The sequence below is a fragment of the Mesorhizobium sp. RCC_202 genome (genome assembly GCF_041355295.1).
GTDB lineage: Bacteria > Pseudomonadota > Alphaproteobacteria > Rhizobiales > Rhizobiaceae > Mesorhizobium.
In genome coordinates this window covers 527,400-542,966 of record NZ_JBFUPO010000004.1, presented here as the reverse complement: position 1 = coordinate 542,966, position 15,567 = coordinate 527,400, and the positions used below count along the sequence as shown (strand labels likewise).

General features: G+C 63.7%; 14 protein-coding genes and 1 tRNA gene. 6 read left to right on the top strand and 9 right to left on the bottom strand.

Going from position 1 to position 15,567, the window contains the following annotated elements:
* The first annotated feature begins 14 nt into the window (after positions 1–14).
* The 5 genes from AB6802_RS12745 (at position 15) to AB6802_RS12725 (ending at position 5,250) form a co-directional block, all read left to right on the top strand.
* Positions 15–1,205, top strand: a complete 1,191-nt coding sequence (locus AB6802_RS12745; RefSeq protein ID WP_371010441.1) for an aminotransferase class V-fold PLP-dependent enzyme — start codon at positions 15–17, stop codon at positions 1,203–1,205.
* A gap of 10 nt (positions 1,206–1,215) precedes the next feature.
* A complete protein-coding gene (locus AB6802_RS12740) occupies positions 1,216–2,178 on the top strand; it encodes a CoA ester lyase (RefSeq protein ID WP_371010440.1) in 963 nt (320 codons plus the stop codon).
* 19 nt (positions 2,179–2,197) lie between these two features.
* Positions 2,198–3,385 carry a malate--CoA ligase subunit beta gene (locus tag AB6802_RS12735; RefSeq protein WP_371010439.1) on the top strand — a complete coding sequence of 396 codons (1,188 nt, stop codon included), beginning with the start codon at positions 2,198–2,200 and terminating at the stop codon, positions 3,383–3,385.
* Between the two features lie 15 nt (positions 3,386–3,400).
* Complete coding sequence (sucD, locus tag AB6802_RS12730; protein WP_371010438.1) at positions 3,401–4,300, top strand: succinate--CoA ligase subunit alpha; 900 nt, start codon at positions 3,401–3,403, stop codon at positions 4,298–4,300.
* Between the two features lie 206 nt (positions 4,301–4,506).
* The gene (locus tag AB6802_RS12725; protein ID WP_371010437.1) at positions 4,507–5,250 is read left to right on the top strand and encodes a DUF1647 domain-containing protein; all 744 of its coding nucleotides are present in this window, start codon (positions 4,507–4,509) and stop codon (positions 5,248–5,250) included.
* Between the two features lie 56 nt (positions 5,251–5,306).
* Here the strand turns inward: AB6802_RS12725 and AB6802_RS12720 are convergent.
* Positions 5,307–5,391 (bottom strand) — tRNA-Leu (locus tag AB6802_RS12720).
* A gap of 233 nt (positions 5,392–5,624) precedes the next feature.
* On the opposite strand from AB6802_RS12720, the gene lipB reads away from it, so the two are divergent.
* Complete coding sequence (gene lipB / locus AB6802_RS12715; RefSeq protein ID WP_371010436.1) at positions 5,625–6,368, top strand: lipoyl(octanoyl) transferase LipB; 744 nt, start codon at positions 5,625–5,627, stop codon at positions 6,366–6,368.
* A gap of 149 nt (positions 6,369–6,517) precedes the next feature.
* Here the strand turns inward: lipB and AB6802_RS12710 are convergent, their stop codons facing one another.
* The 8 genes from AB6802_RS12710 to AB6802_RS12675 all read right to left on the bottom strand — a co-directional run bounded on the left by AB6802_RS12710 (position 6,518) and on the right by AB6802_RS12675 (position 15,565).
* Complete coding sequence (locus tag AB6802_RS12710; protein ID WP_371010435.1) at positions 6,518–7,768, bottom strand: site-2 protease family protein; 1,251 nt, start codon at positions 7,766–7,768, stop codon at positions 6,518–6,520.
* A 597-nt stretch (positions 7,769–8,365) separates the two neighbouring features.
* On the bottom strand, positions 8,366–9,046 hold the full coding sequence (locus tag AB6802_RS12705) for an ABC transporter ATP-binding protein (RefSeq protein ID WP_371010434.1): 681 nt from the start codon (positions 9,044–9,046) through the stop codon (positions 8,366–8,368).
* Positions 9,046–10,329 (bottom strand): lipoprotein-releasing ABC transporter permease subunit, encoded by a 1,284-nt coding sequence (locus AB6802_RS12700; RefSeq protein WP_371010433.1) that lies wholly within the window; start codon positions 10,327–10,329, stop codon positions 9,046–9,048. The genes AB6802_RS12705 and AB6802_RS12700 overlap by 1 nt, the downstream gene beginning before the upstream one ends.
* Positions 10,326–11,654, bottom strand: a complete 1,329-nt coding sequence (gene proS, locus AB6802_RS12695) for a proline--tRNA ligase (RefSeq protein WP_371010432.1) — start codon at positions 11,652–11,654, stop codon at positions 10,326–10,328. Before proS ends, AB6802_RS12700 begins: the two co-directional genes overlap by 4 nt.
* 573 nt (positions 11,655–12,227) lie before the next feature.
* A complete protein-coding gene (locus AB6802_RS12690) occupies positions 12,228–12,512 on the bottom strand; it encodes a DUF1467 family protein (RefSeq protein WP_371010431.1) in 285 nt (94 codons plus the stop codon).
* The gene (gene mce, locus AB6802_RS12685) at positions 12,509–12,913 is read right to left on the bottom strand and encodes a methylmalonyl-CoA epimerase (protein WP_371010430.1); all 405 of its coding nucleotides are present in this window, start codon (positions 12,911–12,913) and stop codon (positions 12,509–12,511) included. Before mce ends, AB6802_RS12690 begins: the two co-directional genes overlap by 4 nt.
* A 109-nt stretch (positions 12,914–13,022) precedes the next feature.
* Positions 13,023–14,693, bottom strand: a complete 1,671-nt coding sequence (locus tag AB6802_RS12680) for a ribonuclease J (protein ID WP_371010429.1) — start codon at positions 14,691–14,693, stop codon at positions 13,023–13,025.
* 50 nt (positions 14,694–14,743) lie between these two features.
* A complete protein-coding gene (locus AB6802_RS12675) occupies positions 14,744–15,565 on the bottom strand; it encodes a biotin--[acetyl-CoA-carboxylase] ligase (RefSeq protein ID WP_371010428.1) in 822 nt (273 codons plus the stop codon).
* Between the last annotated feature and the right edge of the window lie 2 nt (positions 15,566–15,567).

The window sequence follows — 15,567 nt, the reverse complement described above, 5'->3', positions numbered from 1 at the left end:
GAGGAGTTTCGCGCATGGCTGGGTTCACGCATCTTTTCATCCCCGGGCCTACCAACATTCCCGAACAGGTCCGGCAGGCCATGAACCTGCCGATGGAGGACATGCGCGCCGCCTCCTTCCCCGATCTGACACTGCCGCTGTTCGAGGATATCAAGCGCGTCTTCAAGAACGAAACCGGCCGCGTCTTCATCTATCCGTCGTCCGGCACCGGGGCCTGGGAAGCGGCGATGACCAATGTGCTGAGCCCCGGCGACAAGGTGCTGATGTCGCGCTTCGGCCAGTTCTCGCATCTGTGGGTCGACATGGCCGAACGCCTCGGCTTCGACGTCGACCTCATCGACTGCGAATGGGGCACCGGCGTGCCGCTCGAGCTCTATGCCGAGCGGCTGAAGGCCGACAAGGCGCATCTCATCAAGGCCGTGTTCTGCACCCAGAACGAGACCGCGACGGGCGTGACCAGCGACGTCGCCGGTTGCCGCGCCGCGCTCGATGCGGCGAACCACCCGGCCCTCCTTTTCGTCGACGGCGTCTCCTCGATCGGCTCGATCGACTTCCGCCAGGAGGAATGGGGCGTCGACTGCGCCGTCAGCGGCTCTCAGAAAGGTTTCATGTTGCCCGCCGGCCTCGGCTTCCTGTCCGTCAGCAAGAAGGCGCTTATCGCTTCGAGGAGCACCACCCACCGGCGCTGCTTCTTCTCCTTCGAGGACATGATCCGTGCCAATGATGCCGGCTATTTCCCCTACACGCCGGCGACGCAGCTGCTGCGCGGCCTGCGCGCCTCGCTCGACCTGATCGCCGAGGAAGGGCTGGAAAACATCTTCGCTCGCCATCATCGCCTCGCCGAAGGCGTGCGCAAGGCGGCCGATGCCTGGGGGCTGAAACTCTGCGCCAAGGCGCCGAAATGGCATTCCGATACGGTCAGCGCCATCCTGGTGCCGGAAGGCATCGACAGCGGCGACGTCGTCAAGCGCGCCTACAGCGCCTACCGGACATCGCTCGGCGGCGGCCTCAACAAAGTGTTCGGCAAGGTCTTCCGTATCGGCCATCTCGGCTGGCTGAACGAGGTGATGGTCTGCGCCTCGCTGTCGGCGGCCGAAATGGCGCTGCTCGACTGCGGCGTACGGCTGGCGCCGGGCTCCGGCGTGGCGGCGGCGATCGAGCATTTCCGGCGCACCGCCGACGTGCCTGTCGCCAAGGCGGCGTGAGGAGCGCAAGATGAGCCACACCATCAACCATCTGAAGAAGCTCCGGCTGCAGCGCAGCGAACTGGCGGTCCCGGGTTCCAGCCCCGAGATGATCGACAAGGCGGCAAGCAGCGCCGCCGACTTCGTCTTCCTCGACATCGAGGACGCGGTGACGCCGCCGGACAAGGAACGTGCCCGCAAGAACATCATCCAGGCGCTGAACGACATCGACTGGCGCGCCAAGGGCAAGACAGTCTCGGTGCGCATCAACGGCCTCGACACGCATTACATGTACCGCGACGTGGTCGACGTCATGGAACAGGCCGGCGACCGGCTGGACACCATCCTGGTGCCGAAGGTCGGCGTGCCGGCCGACCTCTATATGGTCGAAGCCATGGTCAACCAGATCGAGATGGCCAAGGGCTTCAAGACCCGCGTCGGCCTCGAAGCCTTGATCGAGACCGCGCTCGGCATGGCCAATGTCGAGGCGATCGCGGCGACGCCCGGACGGTTGGAAGCGATGCATTTCGGCGTCGCCGACTATGCTGCCTCGAACAAGGCCCGCACCGTCAACATCGGCGGGCTCAATCCCGACTATCCCGGCGACCAGTGGCATTTCGCTCTGTCGCGCATGACAGTCGCCTGCCGCGCCTACGGCTTGCGCGCCATCGACGGACCGTTCGGCGATTTTTCCGATCCCGAAGGCTACAAGGCGGCCGCCAGGCGCGCCGCCGCCCTCGGCATCGAGGGCAAATGGGCGATCCATCCTTCGCAGATCGCTCTGGCCAACGACGTGTTTTCGCCGCCGGAGAAAGAGGTCACCCGCGCCAGGCGCATCCTGGAAGTGCTGAAGGAAGCGGAGGCACAGGGCAAAGGCGCCGCCGCGCTCGACGGCAAGATGATCGACGCGGCATCCGAGCGCATGGCTCGCAACGTGCTGGTGGTCAACGAGGCGATCGAACGCGCCGGCCAGCCGCGCGTCGCCGCGCAGTAGAAAACACCGGGAGGACAAAATGGACATTCACGAATACCAGGCGAAGGAATTGCTTGCCCGCCACGGCGTGCATGTGCCGCGCGGCGGCCTCGCCTACAGCCCCGAGCAGGCGACCTACCGTGCCAGGGAGATCGGTGGCGCCAAATGGGTGCTGAAGGCGCAGGTTCACTCCGGCGCGCGCGGCAAGGCCGGCGGCATAAAGCTCTGCGCCAATGACGAGGAGATCTCCAACGCCGCCGAAGCGATGCTTGGCCGCAAGCTGGTGACCAACCAGACCGGCCCGCGCGGCAAGCTGATCTCGCGGCTTTATCTGGAGGAAGCCGTCGACATCGCGCAGGAGCTCTATCTCGGCTTTGTCCTCGACCGCAAGGAAGAGCGCGTCATGATCGTCGCTTCGGCCGCCGGCGGCATGGAGATCGAGGAGATCGCCGAGACGGCGCCCGACTCGATCATCCGCGCCGCCGTCGATCCCGGCGTCGGCATGCAGCGCTTTCAGGCGCGTGAGATCGCCTTTGGCCTTGGGCTCGAGGACAATCTGATCGGCAAGGCCACCGAAACCATCCTCGGCTGCTACCAGGTGTTCCGCGACTACGACGCCTCGATGCTGGAGATCAATCCGCTGGTGGTGACGCGCGACGGCAATCTCGTCGCGCTCGATGCCAAAATGTCGTTCGACGAGAACGCGCTGTTTCGACGCCCGGAAATCTCCGAGCTGCGCGACAAGAGCCAGGAAGATCCGCGCGAGACCTTCGCCAGCGATCGTGGCCTCTCCTATGTCGGGCTGGACGGCAACATCGGCTGCATCATCAATGGCGCAGGTCTCGCCATGGCGACCATGGACATGATCAAGATCGCCGGCGGCGAGCCGGCGAACTTCCTCGACATCGGCGGCGGCGCCTCGCCCGAGCGCGTGGCGAAGTCCTTCCGCGCCGTGCTCGGCGACAAGAATGTCGAGGCCATCCTGGTCAACATCTTCGCCGGCATCAACCGCTGCGACTGGGTCGCCGAGGGCGTCGTCAAGGCAATCCGCGAGGTCGGCGTCGGCGTGCCTTTGGTGGTGCGCCTCTCCGGCACCAGGGCCGAGGAAGGCCGTAAGATCCTGGCCGATTCCGGCGAGGCGGTGATCGTCGCCGAGACATTGGCCGAAGCCGCCGACAAGGCCGTCGCCGCCTGGCGCGCCGCCACCAAGACAAAAAAAGCAGCCTGAGGGAGGTCGAATAAAATGGCAATCCTGCTCAACCGCAGCACCCGCGTCATCGTGCAAGGGTTCACCGGCAAGATCGGCAGCTTCCATGCCGACGATATGAAGCGCTACGGCACCAAGCTGGTCGGCGGCGTCACCCCCGGCAAGGGCGGCCAGACGCATCTCGGCCTGCCGGTCTTCAACACCGTCAAGGGCGCGGTACGCGAGACGCGCGCCGAGGCGAGCATCGTCTTCGTGCCGCCGCCCTTCGCCGCCGATTCGATCATGGAGGCGGCGGACGCGGGCATCAAACTTTGCGTGTGCATCACCGACGGCATACCCTCGCAGGACATGATGCAGGTCAAGCGCTACATGCGCCGCTACCGCTTCGAGGACCGCATGCGGCTGGTCGGGCCGAACTGCGCCGGCGTCATCACGCCCGGACAGGCGCTGATGGGCATCATGCCGGGCAACATCTATCTGCCTGGACGCGTCGGCATCGTCGGCCGCTCCGGCACGCTCGGCTACGAGGCCGCCTCGCAGATGAAGGCATTGGGCATCGGCGTGTCGACCAGCGTCGGTATCGGCGGCGATCCGATCAACGGCTCGTCCTTCAAGGACATCCTGCAGCTCTTCGAGCGCGACGACGACACCGACGCCGTGGTGATGATCGGCGAGATCGGCGGCCCGCAGGAAGCCGAAGCCGCGATCTGGGCCCGCGACAATATGAGGAAGCCGTTGATCGCTTACATCGCCGGGCTTTCGGCGCCGAAAGGCCGCCGCATGGGCCACGCCGGCGCCATCATCTCGGCGTTCGGCGAGTCGGCGCAGGAAAAGGTTGAGATCCTCAAGGACGCCGGCGTCGTCATCGTGCCGACGCCAGCGTCGTTCGGCGAGGTGGTGGCCGAGACGCTGTCGCGGACGAAGAAGGCTGCGTAGCCTTCGCGGACAGACCGGCCTCGCAGCGGTTGCCGGAGCGCGACGCGGCGCTGGTTCAGTTGCGCAGCCTGGTTACTCTCCACAATCGTCGATGTTAATAAGCGCCAAAGTAGGATCGACCAACCCAATCGAAGAAATGTCCGTTAGGTGAAACGCCGCACGGAAGTATGTGCACCGCCAACTAGACTTTGCTAGAGCAGTATCCCATGAGGATGCTTTTCGACCGGGTGCGACGTTGTTTCGCCACGGACAAGTTGGCCCTGGTGGCGGCGAGCGACGCAAGCCATGCGCTTTCGCTGGAGAACCTGCTCGCCAGCATTCAACGCCACGAGCCGACCGCGCGGGTCTTCGTCTACGACCTTGGCATGACCGCCGCCCAACTCGGCCATCTGAAGTCGCGCTTCGACTACGAATTCAGGGCCTTCGAATTCTCGAAATATCCGGCCTTCCTCGATATCAGGATCGCGGCCGGCCAATACGCCTGGAAGCCGCAAATGATCGGCGACGTGGCCCGCGAAAGCCGGGAAATCGTCTGCTGGATGGACGCCGGCAACATCGTCACCGAACCACTGCGCGAACTGCGGCGCGAGGCACGGTGCGAAGGCTATTATTGCCCGCAGTCGCAGGGGACGATCTCGGAATTTACCCATCCGGCTATGCTGGCTTATCTCGACCTGCCAGCGGGTTGGAAAAGCGATTTTCGCAACCTCAACGCCGCTTGCGTGGCGTTTGACATGCGCAACCCGCGAGGCGTCAGCCTGCTTGAAGACTGGGCGCGGTACGCCCTGATCAAGGACTGCGTCGCGCCAGAGGGTTCAAGCCGCGCCAATCACCGACAGGACCAAGCACTGCTCACTGTGCTCGCCTATCGTGCTGGTCGTCCTCGCGTAAGCAGGAAGGCTGCCAAAACGCTACTTGGGTTCAAGATACACCAGGATGTCGAGAGCTGACGCCGGGCTCAGCCTTGGCAAACAGGCCTGATCCGTCCGGATTTCAAGGGAGAATTTGGTGCGGTCGAGAAGACTCGAACTTCCACGGGTTGCCCCACAGCGACCTCAACGCTGCGCGTCTACCAATTCCGCCACGACCGCACGTGGTAGGAGCCGGAACGAACCGGCTCGCGGCGTGTAGCAAATCGTTTCCGGCGAAACAAGGGCACGCTGTACAATAATCGCCGGGAATTGGCATAACGGTCGGGAAGGCCGAAATGCGAGGCGAACTGGACGTTTTGGCCAGATACCGCCATATGAAAGGCAAATTCATTCCGGCCAAAGCGCAAAATGGTTTGGAAGCCGGCGTGCTTTGAGCGAACAAACGAAAAGCCATGACAGAACGCAGCCAGATCGCCACGTCGTTCCTGCCCCTGCCCGGCTCGGCGCCGGTCGAATGGGTGATCGAGCCGGGCCTCACCGCATATCCTGAAGCCCTTGCCTTCATGGAAGCGCGCGCCGAGGCGATCCGCGCCGGGGCAGCAAGCGAAATGGTCTGGCTGGTTGAGCATCCGCCGCTCTACACCGCCGGCACCAGCGCCCGCAGCGAGGATCTGATCGAGCCCGATCGCTTCCCGGTCTTTGCCGCTGGACGTGGCGGCGAATACACCTATCACGGCCCAGGGCAGCGGGTGGCCTATGTGATGCTCGACCTCAAGCGCCGGCGCGAGGATGTCCGCGCCTTCGTCGCCGCGCTGGAAGACTGGATCATCGGCACGCTGGCCGCCTTCAACGTGCGCGGCGAGCGGCGCGAGGATCGCGTCGGCGTCTGGGTGGTACGGCCGGACCGCGCTGCCCTGCCGGACGGCTCGCCAGCCGAGGACAAGATCGCGGCCATCGGCATCAGGCTCAGGCGCTGGGTGAGCTTTCACGGCATCGCCATCAATGTCGAGCCGGAACTCGGCCATTTCAGCGGCATCGTGCCTTGCGGCGTCTCCGACCACGGCGTGACCAGCCTTGTCGATCTCGGCCTGCCGGTGACCATGGCCGATCTCGACCTCGCGCTGAAATCCGCTTTTGAGGGCGTGTTCGGACCTGCGGCAGTTCCAGTGGCCGACAAGGCCCGAAAGGCGGGCTGAGCTGGCCAGAGTGTGTTGAGATTCAGGTCGGGCCGAGTCGAAAACGGTGGGTTCCGAGAACCGGAGCGGAGCGTACTTAAAGTACGTGAGCACCGGAAGCGCAGGAGCCCAGCGTTTGCAGGCCGGCATCACCTGAATATCAACGCACTCTACATCAACTGCGCCGACGCCCACAGCATGCCGTAGCCATGGATGGCAAAGACAGCGAGCAGTGCGCCGGCCATCGCCAGCCGGTCGAAGGGCTGGATCGGCTTCAACTCGTGACGCGGCTTCACGCCGCTGCCCATGGTGAGCAGGCTGAGGATCGAGAACACCGCGCCGGCAATCAGCAGGAAGCTCGGTGAAAAACCGGCCATCCAGCCAAGCGCCAGAAGCGCCGATAGAAGGAAGAACGACGCCAGCGCAAGCGCTATCGGCCCGGAACAGATCTGGCGCAGCACCTGGCCGCCGTCGAACTTCCACACCGGCACCAGATTGGCGATGTTGAAGAGTGACGCGCAGCCGGCCAGCGTCGCCAGCAGCGCCGCGGCCAGACGGTGCCCTTCGGCGCTGGCAAAACCGTTGGCGGCGATCAGCAGCGGCACCAGGAACGCCGAGAAGCCCGCGCCCATCAGCGCCACGAACGCCACCTCGAAGCGGCTGTCATAGGGCCTGCCGCCCATGGCGATGCCGCCAAGCAATGGAATGAAGATCATGCGTGCCCGGCGATGTCCCATCAGCCGGAACGCCGCCATGTGGCCGAGCTCGTGCAGCGCGACCACCGAGGTCAGGATGGCAGCCAGCGCGAAGCCGCCGATGTTGAGGCCGAAGAACGGCCACAGGATGAAGGCCGATAGCACGGCAAAGCCGACCTGGCTTACCGGATGCTCGAACCAGCCGCCCTTGCGGTATTTGCCGGTTGCCGCCCAGATCTCCAGCTTGCGCAGTTCCCGACGCATGGCAAAGAAGCGGAAGATCAGGAAGGCGACGCCGCGATAGCGGTCGGTCTGGCTAAGCGTCACCCGCGTGGCCCCGCCTTCGGGCGCAAGCGCGGTGGTCTCGCGATAATTGGCCCAGAACGACGGATCGAGCGCCGTATCCTCGATCACGCGCATCGAGAAACGGCTCCCTTCCACGACATCCTCGAACCGCGCCTTGCGGTCGATCGGCTGGCCGTCCCGGCCCTCCCAGGACAGCTTGATCAACGCCGTCCCGTGGCCGTCCAAAGCTTCGGCCGAGAGGATTTCGCCGGACCAGCCGGCATCGCTGCCGAACGGCCACAGCGCCTGCCAGAGGCGGGCCCGCTCGGCTCGCATCACACGACTGACCGTAACCGTGCGCAGACCGAGCGGCACCGTCATCAGCAAAAAGATCAGTCCGAGATTTCCGGCCACGAGTGTGACCGTGACAATGACCGACACTGCCTATGCTCCTGTCTTGAAGGGCACCCTAGCGGCGGCACGGCCAAGAAAGACTTAACAACGGGCGGGCTCTTGCCCGTCCCGACAACGGGCGAGCCCTTTGCTCGTCCCGGACGGGCTGCTTTCGCCTGTCCCGAATAGTGGGCGGACCCTTCGCCCGTCCCAAGCAATGGACGGGCGCCTGCCCGTCCCAGCGGCGATCATGCCGCCTGATCACATGGCGCCGATCCAGATCGCCATGGAAACAAGGAAGGTGCTCATGCAAACCAGCGAGACGACATCCTGAACCAGATCAGACATAACTTCTCTCCTGTTGTTGATATGTTCGCAATTTGTTCTAATTTTGTTTCAAAGTCAACGCCCGTTGTGCACCATCGAGACCGAATCCGGACGGTCGATTTCTGCAGGGTTAAGGAAAGGTTGACGCGGGAATGGCGAGCCGCCCAACGCCGGCGAGGGCATGGCGAGACTCAGGTCAGGCCGAGTCGAGAATGGTGGATTCCGAGAACCGGAGCGGAGCGTACTTGAAGTACGCGAGCACCGGAAGCGCAGGAAGCCGCCTTTCGCAGGCCGGCCTCACCTGAGTATCGCCGTGCCCTAAAGCGGCACGACCTTGCCCTCGGCCAGCGTCACGCGTCGATCCATGCGACCCGCCAGCTCATGATTGTGGGTCGCGATCAGCGCCGCCAATCCCGATTGCCGGACCAGCGCCTCCAGCGCGTCGAAGACGTAGGAAGCAGTCACCGGGTCCAGATTGCCGGTGGGCTCGTCGGCGAGCAGCACCAGCGGCGCGTTGGCCACGGCTCGCGCGATCGCCACGCGCTGCTGCTCGCCGCCCGAAAGTTCAGACGGCCGGTGCTGCGCGCGCTTGCCGATCTGCATGTAATCGAGAAGCTGCGCCGCCCGCTCGGATGCGTCCTTGTGAGGCAGCCCCTTGATCAACTGCGGCATCATGATGTTTTCGAGCGCCGAGAATTCCGGCAGCAGGTGATGGAACTGATAGACGAAGCCGACATCGTTGCGGCGGATGGCGGTGCGGTCCTCGTCCGACAGCCGGCCGCAGGCGCGGCCGCCAAGGATCACGTCGCCGGCGTCGGGCCGCTCCAGCAGCCCCGCGGTATGGAGCAGCGTCGACTTGCCGGTGCCCGACGGCGCCACCAGCGCCACCATCTCGCCGCGCCGCAGCGAGAAATCGGCGCCGTTCAAAATGGTGAGCTTGCGCGGCCCCTGGACATAGTGCCGCTCCACACCCTTCAGTTCGATAATGGTCTCGGCCATCATTCGTACCGCAAGGCTTCGACGGGATCGAGCCGGGCTGCCCGCCAGGCCGGAAACACGGTTGCTAGAAACGACAGGCCGAGCGCCATGATCACGACATAGGTGGTCTCGCGCGGATCCATCTTGGCCGGCAGCTGGCTGAGGAAATAAAGCTCGGGATTGAACAGGATCTTGCCGGTCATCCAGGAGAAGAACTGGCGGATCGATTCGATGTTGAGGCAAATGACGACGCCGAGCAGCACGCCGGCGATCGTGCCGGTAACGCCGATCGCCGCCCCCGTCATCAGGAAGATGCGCAGGATCGCGCCGCGCGAGGCGCCCATGGTGCGCAGGATGGCGATGTCATGGCCTTTGTCCTTCACCAGCATGATGAGGCCTGAAATGATGTTGAGCGCCGCCACCAGCACGATCAGCGTCAGGATCATGAACATGACGTTGCGCTCGACCTGCAGGGCCGAGAAGAAGGTCTCGTTGCGCTGCCGCCAGTCGACGATATCGATCGGCCGCTGCGCCGCCTGCTCGACCAGCGGCTTCAAGGCGTCGACATTGTCTGGATTGTCGACATAGATCTCGATGGTCTGCGCCCGCCCGTCCATGTTGAAATAGAGCTGCGCTTCCGAAAACGGCATATAGACGATCGAGCTGTCATATTCCGACATGCCGACCTCGAAGATCGCCGCCACCTTGTAGCCTTTCATGCGCGGCGTGGTGCCGAGCGGCGTCACGTCGCCGTCGGGCGAAATCAGCGTGATGGTATCGCCGAGCACGAGGCCGAGGTTCTCCGCCATGCGCTTGCCGATCGCCACGCTTTCGCCGGTGTCGAAGCCGTCGAGCGTCCCCTCCTTGATGTTGCTGGCAACGATCGAGATCTTGCCGAGATCCCCGCCGCGGATGCCGCGCACCAGCGCACCGCTGCCGCCGCCGACATTGCCTTGCGCCAGCACCTGGCCGTCGATCAGGGGAATCGCGTATTTGATGCCCGGGACGCCGTTGATGCGGCCCGCCACCTGGGCATAGTCCTCAAGCGGCGAATCGAGCGGCTGCACGATCAGATGGCCATTGACGCCGAGGATGCGCGTCAGCAACTCGGCGCGAAAGCCGTTCATCACCGCCATGACGACGATCAGCGTCGCGACACCGAGCATGATGCCGAGGAAGGAGATCGAGGCGATGACCGAAATCACCGTCTCCTTGCGTCGCGAACGCAGATAGCGCCACGCCACCATGCGCTCGAAGCCCGAGAATGCACCTGCCGCTGACCGGGTCGCCGCCGCTTCGCTCATGCGGCGACACCCAGGCGCTTCTTCGCTTCTGCGACCGGCAGCGTCTCGCGCTCGCCCGTCTTGCGGTTCTTGATCTCGACCTCGCCGGCGGCCACGCCGCGCGGGCCGACGATCACCTGCCAGGGCAGGCCGATCAGGTCCGCGGTGGCGAACTTGCCGCCTGGACGCTGGTCGGTATCGTCATAGAGAACGTCCTTGCCGGCCGCGCTCAGCGCCGCGTAAAGCTCGTCGCAGACGCGGTCGCATTCGGCGTCGCCCACCTTCATGTTGATCAGGCCGATATCGAACGGCGCCACCGCTTCCGGCCAGATGATGCCGTTCTCGTCATGGCTGGCCTCGATGATCGCCGCCACCAGCCGCGACGGACCGATGCCGTAGGAGCCGCCGGAGGCGAAATGATCCTTGCCGTCGGGTCCGGTCACCTTGGCGTTCAGCGGCTTCGAATATTTGTCGCCGAAATGGAAGATGTGGCCAACCTCAATGCCGCGTGCCGAGACCCGGTCGGCTTCGCCGAGCTTCTCCCAGGCCGCCTCGTCATGCATCTCGTCGGTGGCGGCGTAAGGCGTGGTCCAAGTCTTCACGATGTCGCCGATCTCGGCGTCGTCGGAAAAGTTGGTGTCGGCACCGGGCACGTCGAGCGCAAGATAGGCGCGATCGCAAAACACCTGGCTCTCGCCGGTGTCGGCCAGGATGATGAATTCGTGGCTGAGGTCGCCGCCGATCGGACCGGTGTCAGCGCGCATTGGTATCGCCTGCAGCCCCATTCGCGTGAAGGTTCGCAAATAGGACACGAACATGCGGTTGTAGGCCGCTCGCGCGCCCTCGAAATCGAGGTCGAAGGAATAGGCGTCCTTCATCAGGAACTCGCGCGAACGCATGACGCCGAATCGCGGCCGCACCTCGTCGCGGAACTTCCACTGGATGTGGTAGAGATTGAGCGGCAGGTCCTTGTAAGACTTCACATAAGCGCGAAAAATCTCGGTGACCACTTCCTCATTGGTCGGACCGTAGAGCATGTCGCGGTCCTGCCGGTCCTTGATGCGTAGCATCTCCTTGCCATAGTCATTGTAGCGCCCGCTTTCGCGCCACAGATCCGCCGACTGGATGGTCGGCATCAGGATTTCCAGCGCGCCGGCACGGTTCTGCTCCTCGCGGATGATCTGGCAGACCTTGTCCAGCACGCGCTTGCCGAGCGGCAACCAGGAAAAGCTGCCCTGCCCTTGCTGGCGGATCATGCCGGCGCGCAGCATCAGCCGGTGCGAGACGATTTCGGCCTCGCGGGGATTTTCTTTGAGAATGGGCAGGAAATAGCGCGACAAACGCATGGACTGGTCCGTAAATGAGAAGAGCGCGCCGGAATCGGCGCGACGAGGCTGCTTTGCCCGCGCTTCATAGCCATTTCATGGCCGAATTGAAACCCGAGCCTCCTAAAGTGTTGGGGGCTTCTGAACCCGACCAAAAAGTCAGTCGAGGCCCCGAAATGCCGAATACCGCTATTTGATCGATTCAGAAGCAAGCTATGCTACACTATTGTGCAGTGCAGCACGATATTGCCCGTTTCAGGGCAAAATTCTTCGTGACATTTTCATCTGCCTTGGTCTAGTGTGCGCCGATAACCGAGAGGGCAGAGAAAAATCTGCTCTCCTACGCGGTCAAAGTCTTGGGAGGATGCGATCTAGGCGCGGTTACTCGCTGCCGCCGGACACCGGAAACGGATCGGACGCGTTTAAATTGCAAGGCCTTGTGCCTTGCATTTTTTTTGTGCAATCATCTGCTTAGCACGCTCCCCTGCCCAACAGCTTTAGCCTGGCAAAACCGCAAAAATCGGAAGCCGGCTTCCGATTTCAACCTTGGCGCGCGTTTACTGCGTAATACTTGCGGAAACTGTGGAGCCAGCTTCAGTGACTGGCATCCGGCCTGAAGTCCGGCATGATGCGCATGACGTCGTCGAAACTGAACCCCAGGCCCATCGTCAAGCCGTAGAGGGTGCCGATCACGACCACCGTCACGATCGTCGCACGGATGAAAGCGCGCAGCATATGCGGCCCGCGCGGCGCACTGGAAACGGTGCCCAGCGTGACATCCTTATCGTCGTCCTGCGTGCGCAGGCTGAACGGCAGAACAATGAACAGCGCCAGCCACCAGGTGACGAAGAACAATGCGGCGAACAGAACCCAGTTCATGCCTGCTCCAGTTCGACCAATGTGCCGAAGAAATCCTTGGGATGCAGGAACAGCACCGGCTTGCCATGTGCCCCGATCCTGGGATTGCCGTCACCAAGTACCCGGGCGCCGCTCGCTTTGAGGTGGTCGCGCGCGGCAAGGATATCGTCGACCTCGTAGCACACATGATGCATGCCGCCTGACGGGTTCTTGTTGAGAAATGCGGCGATGGGGGAAGCCTCGCCCAACGGCTCCAGCAACTCGATCTTGGTGTTGCCGACATCGACGAACACCACGGTCACCCCATGTTCCGGCAGCGCCTGCGGTTCGCTGAGCCGCGCGCCAAGTGTCGTGCGATAGATTGCGGTCGCGGCGGCCAGATCCGGCACGGCAAGCGCGACATGATTGAGGCGTCCAAGCATAAAGTGCTCCGCTTTCAGGGGAGTAAGGCAGTAGGGCAGTAAGGGAGTAGGGAAAAAAGACTGAAGAAGGCAACCGCCCGTTCTCCCTACTCCCCTATTCCCTTGTTCGTCACCGCGTGACGAACACCGTCACCAGCGGCTTCTTGCCCCAAGCCTCGTTGGCGGCGCCGCGCACCGCGCGTCGCACCGCTTCCTGCACCAGGTCGAGATCCTTCCGACGCTGGCGCGGGATGGAGTCCACCGCGCCGACCGCCGCGTCGAGCATCAGGTCTTCCAGGGTATTGCCCTTGCCGTCCGCCTCGGCAACGCCGATAGCGACAAGATCGGGATCGCCGGCGAGCTCGTATTTTTCGTCGAGCACGACATTGACCGCGACATGGCCGGCAAATGAGAGCTTGCGCCGGTCGCGTATGCCCATCGCCTGATCGGTGCCGATCAGATTGCCATCCTTGTAGACGCGGCCGAACGGCACCTGGTCGATGATCGTCGCCGGTCCGGGCCAGAGCTTGAGCAGATCGCCGTCGCGCACCTGCGCCACCTGGCCGATGCCCGACATCGACATCAGCGAGCCCTGCGCCACCAGATGCGCCGCCTCGCCATGGACAGGTACGCCGATCTGCGGCCGCACCCATTCATACATCTTGCGCAATTCGCTGCGCCGCGGATGGCCGGAGACATGCACCAGCGCGTCGCCGTCCTCGATGATCTTGATGCCGAGATCGATGAGACGATTCTTGATTTCAAGAATAGCCTTCTCGTTGCCGGGAATGGTGCGCGAGGAAAACACCACCGTGTCGCCGGCCGTCAGCGACACCGATTTCATCTCGTCGCGCGAAAGCTTGGCAAGTGCTGCCAGCGGCTCGCCCTGGCTGCCGGTGCAGATGATCACCAGATTCTCGCGCGGGATAAAGCCGTAATCCTCTTCGGCAATGAACTCCGGCAGGCCGTCCATGTAGCCGAGTTCACCGGCGACATCGATGACGCGCTTCAGCGAGCGGCCGAGCACCAGGCACTGCCGGCCGGCGTCACGCGCCGCCCGTGCAATCGAAACGATGCGCCCGACATTGGAGGAGAAGGTGGTGACCGCGACACGGCCCTTGGCGCTCTCGATGACGCCCTTGAGCCCTTCGCCGACCGCGACTTCGGACGGCGATTCGCCTTCCCGCAGCGCATTGGTGGAATCGCAGATCAGCGCCAGCACGCCCTTGTCGCCATAGGCGCGGAAACGCGCCTCGTCGGTCATCGGGCCGATCGTCGGCGCCGGATCGATCTTCCAGTCGCCGGTATGGATCACCGTGCCGGCCGGTGTGGTGATCGCCAGCGACATAGGCTCGGGGATCGAATGCGCGACGGGAATTGCCTCGATCTCGAACGGCCCGATGGTGAACGTCTCACCGGCTCGGTAGATCGTCACCGGGATCTTTGGCGCGCCCTGTTCGCCCTGCCGCTTGGCTTCGAGCAGCCCGGCGGAAAACGGCGTCATCCATACAGGCGCTTTGAGCTTCGGCCAGATGTCGAGCAGCGCGCCGTAGTGATCCTCATGCGCGTGGGTGATGACGATGCCGCGCAGGCCATCGATGTTTTCCTCGATGAAGCGCGTGTCGGGCAAGATGAGGTCGACGCCAGGATGGGCGCTGTCTGGAAACGTGACCCCGACATCGACGACGATCCACTCACGCGCATCCGCAGGCCCATAGCCGTAAAGGGCGAAATTCATACCGATCTCGCCGACGCCGCCGAGCGGCGCGAAGACGAGTTCGGCGTTTTCCTTGTTCGCCATCAAATTCTTTCCTTCCTGACCGATCGGGCCAAGTCAATCAAATCAAGCCGTCAAAGACGAGCCGATGCGACAGCGCCGAAATGCACATCGCCGGCGGCGATCGTCAAAACCGATCCGTCATCGTCGCGGATCACGAAACGGCAGTCCTCGTCAATGGTTTCGAAGACGCCACGCACCACATTGCCGTCAATTCTGACAGCAACCTCGCCGCCAAGGCCCGCCGCGCGGGTCAACCAGCGCTTTCTTATGGTGTTGAGCCCGCGTCCGTCGTCCCACAGCCGGGCGTTCTCGCTCCAGGCATCCGACAATGCCAGGAACAACGTCTCTGCGTCGCAATCGGCGCCCAGCGCCTGCAAGGACGTCGCCGGATAAGGCAGATCCTGCGGATAGGCAGCCACATTGACGCCGATGCCGATCGCAACCGCGAACCGGCCGCCTTCCAGCATAGTCGATTCCAGCAGGATACCGGCGAGCTTGGCGCCGGATGCCAGCACGTCATTCGGCCATTTCAGCTCGAAGCGGTTGCGGCCGTGGCTGGCGCCGTCGACGGCAACCGCGATCCGGCCTTTCGGCACAACGGCGTCGAGCGCATCGGCGAGTGCCAGCCCGGCGACGAAGCCCAGCGTCGCGGCAAGCTTTAATTCGCTGCCGGGAAGGAGAAGCAGCGTTGCCGCCAGATTGCCTTCGGGCATCAGCCAGGCACGGCCGCGCCGGCCGCGCCCGCTTTCCTGCTTTCTGGTCACGACCCAGAGCTTGCCGGGATCGCCCGCGCGCGCATGTTCGAGCGCCACCGTGTTGGTGGAGCCGACACGGTCATGGGCATCGAGCCGGAACCCTTCCGACGTCGCGGTTGGAGCCAGCCGAAACGCCATAC